This is a genomic window from Pseudomonas sp. TR47 (assembly GCF_044143025.1).
In the GTDB taxonomy this organism is placed as follows: Bacteria; Pseudomonadota; Gammaproteobacteria; order Pseudomonadales; family Pseudomonadaceae; genus Aquipseudomonas; species Aquipseudomonas putida_E.
In genome coordinates this window covers 1-16,030 of sequence record NZ_JBHFCS010000016.1, presented here as the reverse complement: position 1 = coordinate 16,030, position 16,030 = coordinate 1, and the positions used below count along the sequence as shown (strand labels likewise).

Annotated in this window: 20 protein-coding genes and 6 pseudogenes; 2 read left to right on the top strand and 24 right to left on the bottom strand. The window is 49.9% G+C overall.

From position 1 onward, the window contains the following. Positions 1–29: 29 nt before the first annotated feature. The gene (locus ACEWE8_RS17020) at positions 30–1,199 is read right to left on the bottom strand and encodes a M20 aminoacylase family protein (RefSeq protein WP_046786360.1); all 1,170 of its coding nucleotides are present in this window, start codon (positions 1,197–1,199) and stop codon (positions 30–32) included. 476 nt (positions 1,200–1,675) lie between these two features. Here ACEWE8_RS17020 and ACEWE8_RS17015 point away from each other — a divergent pair, with 476 nt between their 5' ends. Then, entirely contained in the window at positions 1,676–1,918 is a 243-nt protein-coding gene (locus ACEWE8_RS17015) for a hypothetical protein (RefSeq protein ID WP_042111452.1), read from the top strand. Between the two features lie 164 nt (positions 1,919–2,082). After that, on the top strand, positions 2,083–2,352 hold the full coding sequence (locus ACEWE8_RS17010) for a DUF3077 domain-containing protein (protein WP_046786361.1): 270 nt from the start codon (positions 2,083–2,085) through the stop codon (positions 2,350–2,352). Between the two features lie 181 nt (positions 2,353–2,533). Here ACEWE8_RS17010 and ACEWE8_RS17005 read toward each other — a convergent pair. The 23 genes and pseudogenes from ACEWE8_RS17005 to ACEWE8_RS16895 all read right to left on the bottom strand — a co-directional run. Then, positions 2,534–2,824 (bottom strand): annotated as a pseudogene (locus ACEWE8_RS17005) (hypothetical protein); the annotation flags it as partial. Positions 2,825–3,013: 189 nt separating this feature from the next. Next, entirely contained in the window at positions 3,014–3,361 is a 348-nt protein-coding gene (locus ACEWE8_RS17000) for a hypothetical protein (RefSeq protein WP_046787606.1), read from the bottom strand. Between the two features lie 290 nt (positions 3,362–3,651). After that, complete coding sequence (locus tag ACEWE8_RS16995; RefSeq protein ID WP_046787607.1) at positions 3,652–4,287, bottom strand: imm11 family protein; 636 nt, start codon at positions 4,285–4,287, stop codon at positions 3,652–3,654. Beyond that, on the bottom strand, positions 4,284–4,604 hold the full coding sequence (locus ACEWE8_RS16990) for an AHH domain-containing protein (RefSeq protein ID WP_223255156.1): 321 nt from the start codon (positions 4,602–4,604) through the stop codon (positions 4,284–4,286). Before ACEWE8_RS16990 ends, ACEWE8_RS16995 begins: the two co-directional genes overlap by 4 nt. A gap of 26 nt (positions 4,605–4,630) precedes the next feature. Continuing rightward, complete coding sequence (locus tag ACEWE8_RS16985) at positions 4,631–4,738, bottom strand: hypothetical protein (protein ID WP_080952175.1); 108 nt, start codon at positions 4,736–4,738, stop codon at positions 4,631–4,633. A gap of 23 nt (positions 4,739–4,761) precedes the next feature. Beyond that, a pseudogene (locus tag ACEWE8_RS16980) lies at positions 4,762–5,314 on the bottom strand (IS630 family transposase); the annotation flags it as partial. Positions 5,315–5,353: 39 nt separating this feature from the next. Then, positions 5,354–5,545: a hypothetical protein gene (locus ACEWE8_RS16975; RefSeq protein ID WP_046787608.1), complete on the bottom strand. Its 192-nt coding sequence runs from the start codon at positions 5,543–5,545 to the stop codon at positions 5,354–5,356. 56 nt (positions 5,546–5,601) lie between these two features. Next, positions 5,602–5,853, bottom strand: a complete 252-nt coding sequence (locus tag ACEWE8_RS16970; RefSeq protein ID WP_052750479.1) for a hypothetical protein — start codon at positions 5,851–5,853, stop codon at positions 5,602–5,604. A 73-nt stretch (positions 5,854–5,926) separates the two neighbouring features. Beyond that, positions 5,927–6,694: a hypothetical protein gene (locus ACEWE8_RS16965; protein WP_144415501.1), complete on the bottom strand. Its 768-nt coding sequence runs from the start codon at positions 6,692–6,694 to the stop codon at positions 5,927–5,929. Between the two features lie 250 nt (positions 6,695–6,944). Beyond that, a complete protein-coding gene (locus ACEWE8_RS16960) occupies positions 6,945–7,481 on the bottom strand; it encodes a hypothetical protein (RefSeq protein WP_046787610.1) in 537 nt (178 codons plus the stop codon). A 96-nt stretch (positions 7,482–7,577) separates the two neighbouring features. Further along, positions 7,578–7,940 carry a hypothetical protein gene (locus tag ACEWE8_RS16955; RefSeq protein ID WP_262982438.1) on the bottom strand — a complete coding sequence of 121 codons (363 nt, stop codon included), beginning with the start codon at positions 7,938–7,940 and terminating at the stop codon, positions 7,578–7,580. Positions 7,941–7,974: 34 nt separating this feature from the next. Next, a pseudogene (locus ACEWE8_RS16950) lies at positions 7,975–8,190 on the bottom strand (hypothetical protein); the annotation flags it as partial. A 112-nt stretch (positions 8,191–8,302) separates the two neighbouring features. Then, positions 8,303–8,704, bottom strand: coding sequence for a hypothetical protein (locus ACEWE8_RS16945; protein WP_189339976.1), 402 nt, complete (start codon positions 8,702–8,704; stop codon positions 8,303–8,305). A 390-nt stretch (positions 8,705–9,094) separates the two neighbouring features. Continuing rightward, on the bottom strand, positions 9,095–9,238 hold the full coding sequence (locus tag ACEWE8_RS16940) for an RHS repeat-associated core domain-containing protein (protein WP_395589333.1): 144 nt from the start codon (positions 9,236–9,238) through the stop codon (positions 9,095–9,097). Continuing rightward, the gene (locus tag ACEWE8_RS16935) at positions 9,216–9,818 is read right to left on the bottom strand and encodes a hypothetical protein (RefSeq protein WP_395589332.1); all 603 of its coding nucleotides are present in this window, start codon (positions 9,816–9,818) and stop codon (positions 9,216–9,218) included. Before ACEWE8_RS16935 ends, ACEWE8_RS16940 begins: the two co-directional genes overlap by 23 nt. 110 nt (positions 9,819–9,928) lie before the next feature. Continuing rightward, positions 9,929–10,249 (bottom strand): annotated as a pseudogene (locus tag ACEWE8_RS16930) (hypothetical protein); the annotation flags it as partial. Positions 10,250–10,467: 218 nt separating this feature from the next. Beyond that, positions 10,468–10,878, bottom strand: a complete 411-nt coding sequence (locus ACEWE8_RS16925) for an immunity 22 family protein (protein WP_046787613.1) — start codon at positions 10,876–10,878, stop codon at positions 10,468–10,470. Positions 10,879–11,194: 316 nt separating this feature from the next. Beyond that, positions 11,195–11,912, bottom strand: a pseudogene (locus ACEWE8_RS16920) (type IV secretion protein Rhs); the annotation flags it as partial. A 184-nt stretch (positions 11,913–12,096) separates the two neighbouring features. Then, entirely contained in the window at positions 12,097–12,456 is a 360-nt protein-coding gene (locus ACEWE8_RS16915) for an SMI1/KNR4 family protein (protein ID WP_052750480.1), read from the bottom strand. Beyond that, positions 12,453–12,794 carry a hypothetical protein gene (locus tag ACEWE8_RS16910; RefSeq protein WP_052750481.1) on the bottom strand — a complete coding sequence of 114 codons (342 nt, stop codon included), beginning with the start codon at positions 12,792–12,794 and terminating at the stop codon, positions 12,453–12,455. The genes ACEWE8_RS16915 and ACEWE8_RS16910 overlap by 4 nt, the downstream gene beginning before the upstream one ends. A gap of 421 nt (positions 12,795–13,215) precedes the next feature. Continuing rightward, a complete protein-coding gene (locus tag ACEWE8_RS16905) occupies positions 13,216–13,686 on the bottom strand; it encodes an SMI1/KNR4 family protein (protein ID WP_046787614.1) in 471 nt (156 codons plus the stop codon). 363 nt (positions 13,687–14,049) lie between these two features. Continuing rightward, positions 14,050–14,526, bottom strand: coding sequence for a hypothetical protein (locus tag ACEWE8_RS16900; RefSeq protein WP_144415503.1), 477 nt, complete (start codon positions 14,524–14,526; stop codon positions 14,050–14,052). Between the two features lie 430 nt (positions 14,527–14,956). After that, positions 14,957–16,030 (bottom strand): annotated as a pseudogene (locus tag ACEWE8_RS16895) (RHS repeat domain-containing protein); the annotation flags it as partial.

Genomic DNA, 16,030 nt, shown 5'->3' with positions numbered 1-16,030 from the left:
ACGGCGGCGGGCTGCAGCTTGAAGCTTCCCTAGTTGAGCCAGCGCTCGGTCAGGGCGCCCCAGTAGGCGGCGCCGGTCAGCAGGATGTCGTCGTTGAAGTCGTAGGCAGGGTTGTGCACCATCGGCCGCTGCACGCCGTTGCCGATGAACAGGTAGGCGCCGGGGCAGCGCTGTAGCATCCAGGCGAAGTCTTCGCTGCCCATCAGCTTGCGGGTGTTGCCGTCCACCGCCTCGGCGCCGAGCAGCTCGACGCCGACCTGGTGGGCAAAGGCGTTTTCGTCGGCGTGGTTGACCAGCACCGGGTACGCCGGGCGGTGTTCGATGCTGGCGGTGCAGCCGTAGCTTTGGGCCTGGCTAAGGATGATGGCCTGCACCCGCTCCAGGGTCTGCGCGCGCACCTCGGCGTTCAGCGCACGCAAGCTCAAACGCAGCAACGCCTGCTGCGGGATCACGTTGGCCGCCTCGCCTGCCTGCAGTGCGCCCACGGTGACCACGGCCGCCTCCTGGGCATCGATATTGCGCGCCACCACGGTTTGCAGGGCCATCACCACACTGGCTGCGGCCACCAACGGGTCGATCGTCAGGTGGGGCATGGAGCCATGCCCGCCGACGCCTTCGATGGTCACGGTGAGCAGGTCCTGCGAAGCCATCATCGGCCCTTCTCGAAAGCCCAGGTGCCCCGCCGGCAACCCCGGCATGTTGTGCATGCCGAACAGGGCGTCACACGGGAAGCGCTCCAGCAGCCCATCGGCCAGCATCGCCTCGGCGCCGCCCTGGCCTTCCTCGGCCGGCTGGAAGATCAGCGTCAGCGTGCCATCGAACTGGCGCGTGGCCGCCAGGTAGCGTGCCGCGCCCAGCAGCATGGTGGTGTGTCCGTCGTGGCCGCAGGCGTGCATGCAGCCCTGGTGGCGGCTGGTGTATTCAGCGCCGGTGGCTTCTACGATGGGCAGTGCGTCCATGTCGGCACGCAGGCCCAGTTTGCGTGGGCTGCTGCCATTGCGCAGCACGCCGACCACACCGGTTTTGCCGATGCCGGTGTGCACTTCGTAGCCCCAGTCTTTGAGCAGTTGCGCGACCAGGGCCGCGGTGCGGCTTTCTTCGAAACCGAGTTCGGGGTGGGCATGGATATCGTGGCGGATGGCGTGCAGGTCGCTGGCCACGTCGTTGAGCCAGGCCAGGATGTGCTGGTGTTGCTGCATGTGGAATCTCCTCGCGCGGGTGGGTCCCGTTCTTGTTGTTCGCTTTGAGATCACGACGGTTGAGGCAGGTCGTGGTTGCGGACAGCTAAGCGCGAGTGGGGCGGGAGCACAATTGAATGTGGTTTCACGTGGTGGAACATCACATGGGCGGGGATGTTTTCCTACAGAAAACGGCTGAAAAAATCAGATTAATTCCCTTTCTTGTAGTCCGTTTCCCAAAGATACTGCCGACGCCTGTTTTTCGTTGCACGCGCTAAACGTGGGCCATAGTCTCGGCCGGTCGCTGCCAATTCAGCGACCGGCTTTGACAGGCCGTCGATTGTTGTCCGTGTGCATACGCTTATGGCGGCTGTACGTGCGGGCACCTTCGTGTGCGCCGAGTGCCAACAATCTCGGTCTGTCAACCCGCGTACAGCTGCCTCCCTCTTGTTTGACAGCAAGGCGGCTTGCAGCTCAACCATTGTTGGAGCGTAAGCATGCTGAAGATAGTCCCCGATCCACCCTACACTTCCCACTCCCTGGAAGACACACTCATGATGGCTGCTGACTACGCACTTTGCGCAGAAGCCGTTGCCCAGCAGGCGATGATGATGCAACCCAAATCGCCCTCCTCCTTGTTGATCATGACCTCCATGCACGAGCTCGAAACCTTGCGCAAATTGCTTGAGGTGGCCTTGGCGCAAGTGCAAATGCCGACAGAGCCGAGAACGCTGCACTAAGTCGCATCACGTCAGGCCTGGCCTGGCTCTTTCAAAGGCTAACCACTCGCACGGCGCCGCCCCTGAGGTTGTAGACGACCCTTAGGCGCTCGGTGAACCCGTGTGGGCCCGGCTTGCCAGCGAAAGGGCCAGCCCAGGCACCCGCATTTTCAGGGAGCCAACCAATGCCAAAAGACGGCACAAACGAATACACCACACCCGGCAAAACCATGTTCTACCAGGCAGAGGGCCAAACCCAACCCCTGTTCTGCATCGCCCCAGGCATCCCCTGCCAAGACGCCCGGGAGCAAGCCTCGGAGCTGATGGGGTGTGTGCGCGACCTGACCATCACCGGGCTGATGGAAGACAACCCGCAACTGATCTGGGCGTCCTATTACCTGAGCGCGCTGGCCAAGGCGCTGCTGGATGATGCCGAATTGGGGATGCGTCGTTAGGTATCCAATCTTCAGTCTGGCCTCTCGTGTGACAGGTTGTGCTGGGCCAGCTCTGTGTGTGTTCAGGTGCAATGGCATAAGTGATGAAAGGTGAGGCCGAGGGCGCTCCAGGCAGCGTACCGGGTTTGTTCACTTTCTAGGCGGTTGCGTTGCTTGAGTATGTTGCAGGGTACTTGAGCGGATGCTTTGCCATCACGCCGTCGGCTGAGCTGAAGCTGCGCACGGTGTCGCCGTTGCGGTTGATCACCGTGCTGAGCTGGCCGTGTTCGTCGTAGCGGTATTGAGTCAGGGTTTCGACCGCTTCGTTGTTCACCACCCGCTTGATGTCGGTCAGCCGGCCCAGCGGATGTTAGTAATGCAGGTGCACGCGGGTGCCACCGGTGGCGCTGATGTCGGTCAGCGTGCCTTCGGCGGTGCGGGTGAAGTGCAGGAAGTGGCCGAGGGCGTTTTCGATGCGTTGCAGCGGCACGTCTCAAAATGAGATTCCAGTGACTGGCTATTACACCTGAGCCCTAACAAAATAAACAAAAAAGGAGCCATTAGAGCCCCTTCTAATTTCAATAACCCCATTTATTAAAAATCATATCGCAACACCACACCATTTGATCAAGAACTTTTCGACACCTAAGCCAGCCATATCGGAGGCACAGACCACGGCCGATCAGCCATAAACATTTTCCTCTTGTGCTTTGTCAATGAAAATATCTTGCAAATCACCTTGAATCTCTTCGCTGTCGCAACTTAATACAAAATCCCCCAACAGCTTATCTGGATAATGAACCCCATCTAAGGTTCCGAGAATGACGGAGGCGCTATCTGCAATGACCAGCTTGAGAAAACCAATAACATCTTGCTTTTGAGTGCTGTCAAGTAGTGACAAAGCATTTCGTGCACGCGCATATGCATCATCATCATTGTTGACTGGCTTTAGGAGCGCCTCTTTGTATTGTTCAAAGTTTTTGTAAAAAAGCTCGCCAAACACTGCCTCTACAAACTGTTTGTCTTTCATGCCACACAACCCTTTATTTACGCACCCCAGGATACATTAATTTATTTAGAGCTATCAGCTCATGAAATTCTGAATTCGTGACATCCGAATAAACGCGCCATAGCGCCTAAGACCCTGCACCACAAAATCTATCCTCGTTGTGCTAATTTTCAGCATTAAGCGCCAGAAAAAAACAACGCTGACCCTGCCACTGGCTAGGCCGCACCAACGCAGCTGCATATTTTTAAGGATCTGGCGTAACGAACAACAATAGAAAATACCTTACTCCTTGCAAAACACACTCAAAACCTTCAAATATCTCTCAACTCAGTCCATGCATCATACGAGTAAGTATCATCAACTATTTCAAACGAAACGCCCTTCAAGCTAGTTGCCGCTGACTTAAAGCTCTCACTACAAAATAGTTCTAAGGTTTCCTGGCATCTAAAAATTTCCGACTGCAGCTCCGGGGAAACTACAAACTTACTTATAGCATTAATATTCACAGCCCCAGGATATATATGACTTTCAATTTCGAGGCCGGTTTCCAGGTCCTTGGATGCCTCGAACAACGACTCAGCCTTATCCAGAGCCGCCAAACTTTCACCAGGAAGGAAAATAAAAAAATCTCCTTTTCTAGACTGTTCCTTATAGGTTATTTCCAAAGGAATAGCCTTGTACTTTCCCCCGACCTTATCGCAAGCCTCTAAAAACCTTTTAGAAACATAGGTATCACCTATGCTATAGTAATCAAACTCCAACTCAGATAACTCCATTTCCAATCCGGACAGCTTTAAAACATATTTCTTTTCTACACTCAACCCCATAGGGTTTGGTTCAAGTGGATCCCATTCAAATTCAGTACAATTAAAGAAGCCCGACAGCACGACTGGACAGCCACTATCTTTCGGATTATAGCGCAAAACGTAATAATTGGAACTACTCACAAAAGCCTCTCAGTGATCGCATCCACTACAAATGTATTATTTGTAAGGTTTTCTCTCGCGAAACTTTGAATTTTACCTATACCTAAGACCAATTGCGTATCAGAAATCTTACCAGCCCTAAAGGCGTCATTCAAAGCAGAAACCTTAGTCTCCACGATCTTAGTATATTTAGCATGATTTGACCAATGCCCAGGCAAATCTATATTTTGCGTTAACTTCTTACTACCCGGTAAAAATACACTATTGGAAGCACCATCATCATTAAAACCCATTGATCGAAGTTTGCTAAACATTTTCGCGCAACGAGGCTTTTTCATGATTTCTTCGGGGGATTAAATGATGATTAGCCATTCCATCGCCACCACCCCAGGGGATCGATTTCTTGAATAGGATTTTCAGCGTACGAATATATATTCAAGCCGCCTGCCAAACTTATAGGAACCTGCGTCAAAAATCGGCCAACATTAGGATCATAGAACGTGAAAGTGTTGTAATTTGGCTCTTTTCATCGCAGCAGAGCACCAACGCCTTATCCGGTGGCGCAAGGTACAGTCCGATGACGTCCCAGAATTTCTCTTCGAACTGAGGATCATTGGACAGCTTGAAGGTACGTGTGAGGTGCGGCTTGATGTCGTAGGCAGCCCAGATCCGCTGAACGCTGGCCGGAGAAATACCCGCGACACGCGCCATGCTACGGCAGCTCCAACGAGGCTGACCGATACGCGGTTGGGTGACTTGCTCAAGTGTTCGCTTCAAGGCTTCGGCAGGTAATGATGGCTTGCGACCTCGTCCCGGCAGATCCACCAGTCCTTCTAGACGGTAGTGCCTGGAAACGCTTGCACCAGCGAGTAACGGAAACAAGGGAGAGCCCCGTCAGTTCGGCGATTTCTTTACGTGAATGACCTTGAGCGGCCAACAGAATCACGCGTGCTCGGCGACCGTCGCGTTGGCTAATGGTGGCCGAGCGAACCCGCCGGCTCAGCTCGACCTGCTCATCATCACTGAGCACGATGTCTTGAGAGTTCATGGCTTCACCCAATATCCCGGTTGACGATGGAAGTTTAGCTCAAATGGAATATTTATTTTTGAGACAGGACACTAGGCCGCCAAAAAGCACCAGGAACGCTGGAGTAAACAGGTAGGCATACTTCACCCAAAAGTCGAGCTCTAAAAGGTGCTCATGGACTTCACCGCCGGGGTGCTGTGCTTTTTTGTACGTTTGCTCGTCCTTGCAGGCATCTGAAATCTCCTTTTTCACTTATTGCGGCTTGGCACGCACAGATAGCCTTGCCTGGAACAAGCCCAGTTATGCTGCTACTTCGGGATCCTGGTGACACGATACGTCTGTTTAAATGCGAACTCCCTCAAGGCAGAGATAGCAGCCTCATCATCAGGATCCTGATAATTCAATCCTTGCACCGCATTGAATGCATCAATCCAACATTTATCAAAGGGTGGCTGATCTCGCTTCCCGAGAATAACCTCCCAACTCTCGACACCCGCGACAACTGATTCAAAATAACCATTGCTTTGAATCATATGCCTAAGCGCAATCAGGCCTTCCATATAACCAACTCCGTTTAGCAACACGCTTTTGACATTAAAACTCAAGACGACAACATAATCGTGTACAGGTGCACTATTTATTTGGCGCGAAGCAATGAAAGCTACCACGCGAATTGGGGTATGACCCCATAAGTACAAAGCCATTCAAAGCCTCGACCAATTTTGAGTGGATCAGTACCTCTTCATCTTTCCTGTTACGAATGAGAGTAAATACGCCTTTGCTTGCAGAAAGAACTTCCACCACATCCCCGTTGCAGTTCGTGACTTCAATAAACCCACTTACTACACCGCTGAGATTATCTATCTCAGCCAGCAGAGCAGGATACTTCATCAATACACCAGCCTCATCAACACCAGTCTCCGTGAATGGATTATCAAAATACACCTTGATTTTAGGGCATACATTCCGATCCCAGCGAAAGATGGGGATCATTCGTTGAATCATTTCTTTAAACTCCGCTTCAGATTCAGCGCCTGAAAACTCGCACCTATGCATCGGAATACAAAGGTATAGATTCCCTCTCTTGCTTTCCAAGCGACCTTTTAAACTACCGTGATAGGTATTAGGTACGACTAACGCATGAGAAAACCCATATTTATTGGGCGAAATCGCAAATACGACAGTCTTACCCTGACTCAAGCAATCTGGTGCTTGATCAGCAACTGCTACAGAAAAATCCCTATCACTTATATTTTCAGATATAACGAGTAAATCTTGTCCATCTGCGTTTTTCAAACAATATTCATAAGTTGACCTAGGCAGCTTGTGCTGAAAAAAATAGCAACCAGCATACTCATCCACGCTAGCGAACGATTGCAGTAGATCATCCTTAGAAAGCATACCAACCTCACTCAGAATCGGGGCCTACGTCCTGCCGATACCTTACACCATCAGCAGCCATTTTAGCACCACAGGAACTATTAGGAGAACGCAATCGAACAGTCATATTATTTGTTTCGTTTATAGAAATCATTTCGCGCAGCATGAATAGAATCATAGCCCTGTTCATTCCTGCGTTAATAACCGGGTTATTATACTCATGTGACCTCGAAAAACCTCCGCATAAAGGCCTGCAACGTCAAAGCCACATTTAGCGCTGAGGGCGCTGAATGCCGGGGAACAAAAACTCTTTAGATGGATCCCAATTGATTCCCGTTTCCCGATAATTCTTAATGCGCAAAACAATCTTCTCAGGATCTCCAACCATACCACATAGTTCGTATCGGTGAATCAACTTCAAGTCATCATCTGGAGAAAGAGCCTCCTTGATTACTTGCGCACCAATATTAGAATAACCTTCTGATAGCTCTATGAGTTTTGCGCCAGTGTTTCCTGGAGTACCAAATATCGCCGATAGCATACGCTTTTCCACAGGTCTTTCGTTTGGTACAGCATACTCACAAGAAACTAGAGTCGAAAATATTTTTTTAATATTCTTTATCGAAACAAAAATCGTGAACAGCACATTAGTTTTATTTAAGTTCACCCCACTCCAATCATCATCACTCACAAAAATATCAAAAACCTCCAAGAGATAATTACCCCTCATTTGTGAAATAGCATACAGATCTTCTTTCACCTTGATGCTTAAAATCAAACCGTCTTGCCACTTTAAAGATTTCAACATGCCGTCGCCCTTTTAATTTTCCGCCAGCTTTTTCCTCACCACTCGGCGCTCTATGTTTATCAGCAGCCGCGAGATAACGATCTCTATTTGGATTATTCACACCCACAGGATTTTGTTTGATGCACCTTTCAAACCATCTCTATCCTCAAACACCCCCTGCTCCAAACCCCTCGCAATATTTTTTCCTGCTTGACCATCACCTACTAAGAACGGCTCAGGCGACACATCAAAATGCGCAGTGCTTGAGTATCTGTAATTCAGCACCTCTTGGGCTGAATGACCTAAACCAGGCTTGCTTGCATAGCCACTGTAAGGTTTGCCTTCTTTTATACCTTCGTACGTAATGTGTGCCGCATTAGCAGGAGCCCCAGCCCAACCTAGTGGATCTAACCAAGTAAGTGGATTGACTGCATATTGATAAAGATTAATACCGCCAAGAAGAGCAACCGAGTCTTGCATGACAAAACGCCCCAGCTCAGAATCGTAATACCTGAAACTGCATCTCCAGCTCGCGGCCGAGTACGTCCGTGGCCCAGATGATGCGCTGGGCGAAGTCGTAGCGGAAATGGAAGTGTTCGCCGTCGCTGGTCCAGTGCTCGACCACGCGGGGTTGGCCGTCGAAGGTTTCCCAGCAGTAATGGCAGGTCAGGCCCAGGGCGTTGCTGTGGCTTGCCATCACACCGTCAGCGTAGCTGAAGCAGCGCACGGTGAAAAAGGGCCGCTCAGCACCTCAATCATTCTCTCCTATTGTTAAAGAGCCTATAATTTCCCCTTATTACCTGGATACTAGGTTGCCCAATACTTAATATTACGATGCGACCTTAGTCAAGAAAATCATCATTTTCTCGATAAAAAATAACAGCAGCAATATAATCATTCAAGCCTTGATGATTCGGCCTTTTATTCAGAAGCGACACAACATCCACAAGCGTTGGGCATTCAATGAAAGTCCTTTTCGTCTTCTCAAAGTCAATCTGCTCCAGCTCAGTTTCAGCAATAAGATATCTCGCGACCTCGATTGAATATTCAGATTCAATATCAACCCCACGATCAACGAAAACCCACCCAGTAATCGGAAGCTTATCAAGCTCACGTAGGAGCTGGGCAAAACCATTATAAACCTTCATAATATCTCCATTATCTACAGGCAGTACCACCGCCCCATTTATTCCGACCACCCGTACCATCAGGGTGGTAGATTTTGTGATATGTTTTATGATCAAGCCTATCTATCACCTGCAAAGAGCCAGGGCTATCACCGTGGTGCCATGTCAGCTTCGGAGGTGAGTCGCCGGAGAAGCCACCATCGACACGATAGTTGTACATGCTTAGTAATGCCTGGATATTTGGCCTCAATAGAGGCTTTGAAGTCAGCATCAGGATCAGCGTTCATGCGTTCATGCGTTCATGCGTTCATGAACGGACTGATTTGCGAGGCTAAAGTGCGCAGCATCGTTTAGCTTGAGTTCAGGCGGCGCTAGTATTTTCTCATGAAACACATCATACACCCCGAGCTGACGCACTCCTTCTCCGTTATACCAGCCCAGCGGGTCTATCCATTTTATTGGATTTGGTGCGTATAAATATAAATTCAGCCTCCCAGGTCCTGAGTATTAAAATGCCTCGCAACAGCGGTCATAATATCTGAAGTTGTTGTAGTGCAGCGTCGTTTCGCTATCGAAATATTGCCCTTGAAAGCGCAGATTCTGCTCAACCTCATTAATCGTCAGTTGCTCAATCGCCCCCCCACGGAGCATATACAAATCCCTCATCAATTTTCTCAAAATAGAGCCCGATGAAACTATTTCTTAGGTATGCCTCTCTAAACACAGAAGAACAGACCATTTGCTTCAATTCCTCACAGTAGAATAAATCATACTCTACATCTGATCTCGGGAAAAACTTATCTATTCGAGCATACAATGGCGACATATGTTGGCGCTCGCTTTCTGGGCACAAAACTCCGTCATCCACCAATTCAAAAGTAGATCGATCAACATCTAGCAATGAACATCTACTAAGGACGCAGAAAAATCTATAATCCTTTTTAGGCTTCGCAGAACCGCGAAGCGAAATCATCACAGGAATGGTCAGAGAATTACAATGAAAATTTTCGCACATTCGAATGAATTCCGATGACGCGAGATACTGCTCAAATATCACATCGACGTGAAGCTTATTCAAGTCAGCTTTCATTTCATAGGAGCTTGAAAAATCCAATACATCAGGGTTTGCAATTACTTGATTGAACTCCGGCAATTCCGGGACCCACATCTCATCAAAGAAAAGCGGAACATCGTCGCCTTCCGCAGCACTGAGCACATAAAATTCTTTCATAAGAACTCACAGCAACCTAAAAGTAGATGGACCGGTCTTAAACAGCCCGTTTTGAAGCCCGGAGCTCGCCGAGCTTTGAATATTTTTAACACCCAAAACCAGGGGCCGTCGAGGGTTTCCCAACGGTAATGGCAGGTCAGGCCCAGGGCATTGCTGTGGCTTGCCATTACGCCGTCTGCGTAGCTGAAGCTGCGTACGGTGTCGCCGTTGCGGTTGATCACCGTGCTGAGCTGGCCGTGTTCGTCGTAGCGGTATTGAGCCAGGGTTTCGACCGCTTCGTTGTTCACCACCCGGTTGATGTCGGTCAGCCGGCCCAGCGGATGTTAGTAATGCAGGTGCACGCGGGTGCAGCCGCCCTCGGTGCACACCAGGTACACCTGCTCGTGCGGGTTGTAGATGCGTTCGCCCGGCTGCAGGGTCACGAACGGCACCACGGCCCTGTTTGTCGATGGGAGATGAGGTCGGTGGCTTAACATCGCGAGCACTCACTAAAGTGCCATTTCTCAGAAACTATTAGACGTAAAAGTTGCTGCCCATATATGACAGCAACCTAATTCCGATCCATACTTTTAAGAAATAACAGTATCCTCACGCAGATCAAACAGCTCCATGAGAAGCAAATACTAAGCTTGATCCAAAAATCCTACCATCAATTCCCCTCAAAAAGCCCTATATATACCAACCCGTTATAACTTTCCTTTAAGGGCTCAGATACTACAATCCCACCATCTGAGTACCAAAAAATAGCGTTTGCGTTATTAATACCTTTGCTAAGGCAGATAGCCTTCAGCCTGTCTAGTTCACTAGGATCAACCGAAGAGTCCTTGATTATCTCATCCAAACCAACTTCCTGAGGACTCCTCGGAATTATTCCGATAAAGTCCTCATCATACCATCGGATACCGACATCCTTGCAAAAACCGCACACTTTGTATGAAGGATCATCTATACCTACGGAATAATCCAACTCGAAATACTTCAAGTAATCAGCTTCCGACTCAAAATTACTGCCAACCCATACATGGATTTTTTCATATCTCTCGATATCATAAATATTCACTTAGCAAGCTCCCAATCTCATATGATTACGATGATGAACGCCAATTACGCTTAGCGCCTCAACTTTACTCTGCGTTTTAACCAAATCTTTAATCAGCTTACTATGAAACTTCCTTCCTGCACTACTTCCATGGTGCGGGCCATCCGGTACAAGATTCCCGTGCCTATTAGTAATAGCCTATGAAAGTGATATTTTTTGTAGGCACAGTCATCTCTTTAGCTCTTGAGCAGTGATTCCAAGTTCCTTCGCTTTCGAGGCAATTGAGACAGGAAACATCTCATGCTTACTACCAGGTTTTCGAAGTACATCCTCTACCCCCGTCCGGCTTGCGTTCCAGCGTGGTGGTCTGGTGGTCTGGTGCGCCGCATCCGTCACGGCCACCAGGTGCTGGCGGTCGTCGTAGCGGTAATAGGTGTTTTAACCCGAACAGTCCTGATAGCGTTCGACCTGGGCCAGGGTGTTCCACCACAGGTACTTGTACTTGTAGCTTGCATCGATGATGGTATGCGGCAAACCATCTTCGCCATTGAGGTACTCGGTCAGGTGGCCCAGGGCATCGGTTTCGGCGAGCAGGTTGCCCTTGTCGTCGTAGCGCGCCTGCCAGGTGCTGCCGTCCGGGTAGGTGACCTTGGTTACCAGGGTGGTCAGGTGGTGGTATTCGTAGGCGATGGTGCGGCCCAGCGGGTCGGTCTCTTCGAGCAGGCGGGCGTATTCGTCGTCCTTGAAGTGCAACTGGTTGCCGTCCGGCAGGGTCAGGCCGACCATGTTGCCGTAGTCGTCCAGCGCGATGGCGTAGCGCTCGCCGCCGTAGTCGCGGCTGGCGACCACGCGGAGGTCGCCGTTGTACTTGCACCTCCAGCTCGCGGCCGAGTACGTCCGTGGCCCAGCTGATGCGCTGGGCGAAGTCGTAGCGGAAATGGAAGTGTTCGCCGTCGCTGGTCCAGTGCTCGACCACGCGGGGCTGGCCGTCAAAGGTTTCCCAGCGGGAATGGTAGGTCACGTCCAAGGGCGTTGCCGTGACTTGCCATCCCACCGGCGACATTGACGCGATCCCCACTTGAGAAAGCCTGCTAGTGTACACACGCAAAATCTGAACCATCCAGAGCAAGCATCGACAAACAAAAATACCAGGCTTAGAGTTTGGCTACATTTAAAACCGACTAAGCAAGAAGCTTGACCAACAGCCCGACATCGCCATCTTTAGCGGGAAGTTAATGTTCAATGAAGCTTGGCAATCAACTCATCGCGAGACTTAGTATCTTCCAAAAACATTGCCATCCAGGCATCCATCACCTGAAAAATGTCAATCCCTTTTTCTGGTGCCATAGGATCTTCATGCCACCATATCAAACCTTCCGTATCATCCTGCTGGTTAGCATCTACCGCAATAAAGTCCCCGCCGCCGTTTGAAAACACCGCAATCCAGTTTTCAGCAAAAGAGTCGTCCTCCTCATCAACTAAATTCGAAACACGTAATTGGTCACTTAGGCTTAGCGGACCCATTGAGCGCGCGGGGAAGAACGTGTACCCATCGTGCACATCGCGATAAAAGTCTTGGAGTCTGCTAGGAAGATTCATGAATTCTCCACTCTCAACCCCCCCTCAACAGGCATCCCACCTACGTAATAATAGAATCCGCTGGCATCATGAAAGATATACAGCAATTCAACTTTATCCCCTAGCAGCAACGCCGTGCCCAGCAAACTGTCGTTGAACAGTGCAATTACGGATGGAAATTCATTTGAAAACGCACTCCAACCCTGAGGATAAACAGGTGAAACCTCGAAGTTCAGCCCAAATTGCTCCCAGCTTTTAGGCAAGGCAATATCTGGAGGGACGTCCTTGGGATCAAAGCATATTATGCGATCAGAGAAAACACCCTTAACATCTTGAAAAATATCATTAAGCGTAATCATTTCACTTTACCCGCAAAAAACCAGAGATCATTTCCTGTAATTCAACCTCTAATTTGGCCGCTCGCTCCATCATACTACTTCTGAAGCCAGGTTCAACGTCCATCCCACCCTTTTTATAACGTGTCCATTCTGCATAGATTTTCGCACCTCGTCAGGTCTTAGCAGTCTCTCTCAGGCCATGGAAATCATGGCTTGTGATTAAAAACCTCAACTTGCTGCTCAAAGGCCTCACACTTCCTCATCAATTTAAAAGCAAGGCGGCGGCAAAAACTGAGCAAGCCTATGAGACCCTTAAAGTCACTGACAGCCAACCATATCAGTCGCGCCTAGCAACAGCTAACTAGCACAACGCCGACGGCACACCTGGACTCATTACAAGAGACCCGCCACCTACAGCAACCAAGGTCCGATTACTTTACCACTATAGCTCTTTTATTGCCTGCCTGATCATATCGCTAAAAAACTCTTGAAAATCTTGATAAATTACTTTCTTATCCTTTGTCCTTTTGAATGAAAGCCCAGTCTCTACTATTACCGGGTCACCAGCAGCCCCAATAATAGAGGTATCAATTGAATATATAGGGCCATATCCCGAGGCCTTAACTACGATCATCGAAGCGTCCGCATCTCCATCTTTCCGAGCGCTTCTAGTAGCAAAGGCCACACTGGGGATAGCAACAGCGTCAACGCTACTCTTGGTAATTCCGTAATAAGTATCGCCTGCAAACGACAAAGCGCCATATTTTTTGAGGAATTCTTTGTACGAGCTAGGAAATTTAACTCCTAACGCATTCTCAAAATCAATTATAACCTCATCTGTCGCCCCACCAGTAAACGCGGGGTCCTCGCCGCTAGAGTTAATCTCCAACTCCAAAAGATCAATGTAGCTCATAGTAAACCTCTTAAACACCCAATGTCTGCAGCTTCCAAAAACTGCTTATAAATATTTCTAGGCAACATAAATCCTCCTATATCACTCAGCCACAACAGATTTTTCCTTTGGCACCATCTAGTTTCCTTTCCGCCCAAGTGCTCCTCCAACCCATATATCGCGGCCACCCTTACCAGTTGGATGATAGAGTGCATGATTGGATTTATGGTTCACTCTTTCGACTAAAGACCTCTGATCGAATCAGACTCATGCAAATGATTTCGCCCCAATGATAAAGCCTTTCAGCACGTAGGGACTTCTACCCCACTGTCGCCGAGAACAAGTACGTTTCCAATAAAATTCAACTCATCACTGCGATGATTTTTACCAACCACCCAACTCAAAGCTTACATCATCTACAGAGGCATCTTCCGAAACACCGGACAAGCTGTCCACGGTTTGAAGTCCCAAGCCATAGCCGCAGTTGGACAATGGCTTACGAAGCCCTACATACCCGTTGATTGTTAAGTTGTAAACACCTGATTCAACTTCAAGGAAGTCATTACTCGGAAGCCGGGAATCATAATTTGCTTTGTAGTTCAAAAAAAAGTCATCATCCCACTCAAAAAGAGCATTCAAATCAGAAACAATTAAAACACCCGATTCGACTTTTAGTGGGAAGCCAGAGTAAGAGAATTTTGGCACTGGCGACTCATACTCAGCACCATTCACACACTCAATGAAAATTGAGTAATCTTGCTCTGATATTTGATAAAGTGGGCATACCACACCTTGTTCAATGGCTGACCTGCCTAAGCTCTCGCTTTGAATGAACCGCTCAAAAACGTTTGCGTCTGTCACACCGTTATACTTTATAAAACTTGACAGAACCGTCGGATCAAAAAATACAATCTCCGGCAAAACAATTCAATCTGTGCATTTTGCTTCATTACCCACATCCTCCTGAGGAATTAATATTTGGAGTCTTGCCTAAAGACTTGGTAAGCACCTCACCGATTGTTACGTTTTTCGCAAGCACCTCGCCGGTGCGCGGGATTTTTAGTGTTCCTTTATGAGGAAAACCTTCATATGCCTTATCTTAGTCCCCAGTTCTGGAAATCCGTGAACGCTCGCATGAGCGCGCGGAAAAGGATGATGCCCCATACCGTCTGGTTTCAGAGGCTTCCAAAATGCCATCCAGCCCCATGGAGCCAGCCACGATGATGGATTTGGTGCATAGCGATAAAGGTTAAGTTGGGCCTGTCCCGTGACAACGGACACCAAGAAGCCGATTCTGCGTCCCAATACTGTCCTTGGAACCTCAGATTCTGCTCGACATCATTGACCGTCATCTGCTCGATCGCGCCCCATGACCGATACGTCGCCTGCCAGACAATCTCGCCCTGGCTATCGGTCAACTCCAGCGGCTTTCCGATCTGGTCGGTATGGAAATAATAGACCTTCTGCTCTTGCCCTTCCGCCTGGTCAACCCGCGCCAACGGCGCATAGCTACCCGGCTCGTAGAGATGCAGAATGCTCTGCCCCGGCGTCTGCTCACGCAACATTCGCAGGCCTTGCCAGAGGAAGTGCTTCTGCTCCGTCGCGCCTTCGATTTCAGCGGTTTTGGCAATCCGCCGCCCAGGCTGTCATAGCGGTACGTCCCGACACTCCGCAGCTGCCCATTCACGATCATTTCAGCACGCACCAGACGACTCTCGCAGTCATAGGCAAAGCTCTGCAGCTAGCTGTGCCCCGAGCGCTGCTCGATCTGATTGACCCACGGATTGCAGCGGTACTCCTGATCGCGCCAACGCTTGATACGGTTGGCCTTCACCTTCTCCAACTGCCGCGCATTGAAGTCCGGGCGGTTGGCAGCCGGGTCGTAGCCGAACTCTTCGCTGTCGACCAAATAGCCGGTATCGCGGCCGTGCAACTGGCCGTTGGCTTCGTACTCGTACTTGATCTCGCCGCGCAGCTTGTCCAGCGTGCGTACCGGTTCACCCGCTAGGTCGTACTGGTAGCGACGGTGAATCGGATTGTAGGCGTGCTCCGCCAGCAGTGAGGTGTTGATGCCGCGGTTCTGCACTTGCGACAGCTTTTCTGCAGGCAACGTCGAAGCAAACTGCCAGGCCTTGCGTCACATCGCGTCGTAGCCAAAGCAACTGGTGAGCTTGCCATGCGTGCGGTACACCTCGCGGTACAGGTCATCGCGTTCCATGCAGGTGCAGATGGCCGCTGCCGTAGTACAGGTGGTTGGCCTTGCGCCCGTCCGGCAAGGTCAGCGTGGTCAGGTTGCTCAGTAGGTAGTATTCGTAGCCGAGTACGCCTTGCGGTGTGATTTCCTGAGTCAGTCGGCCCAGCAGGT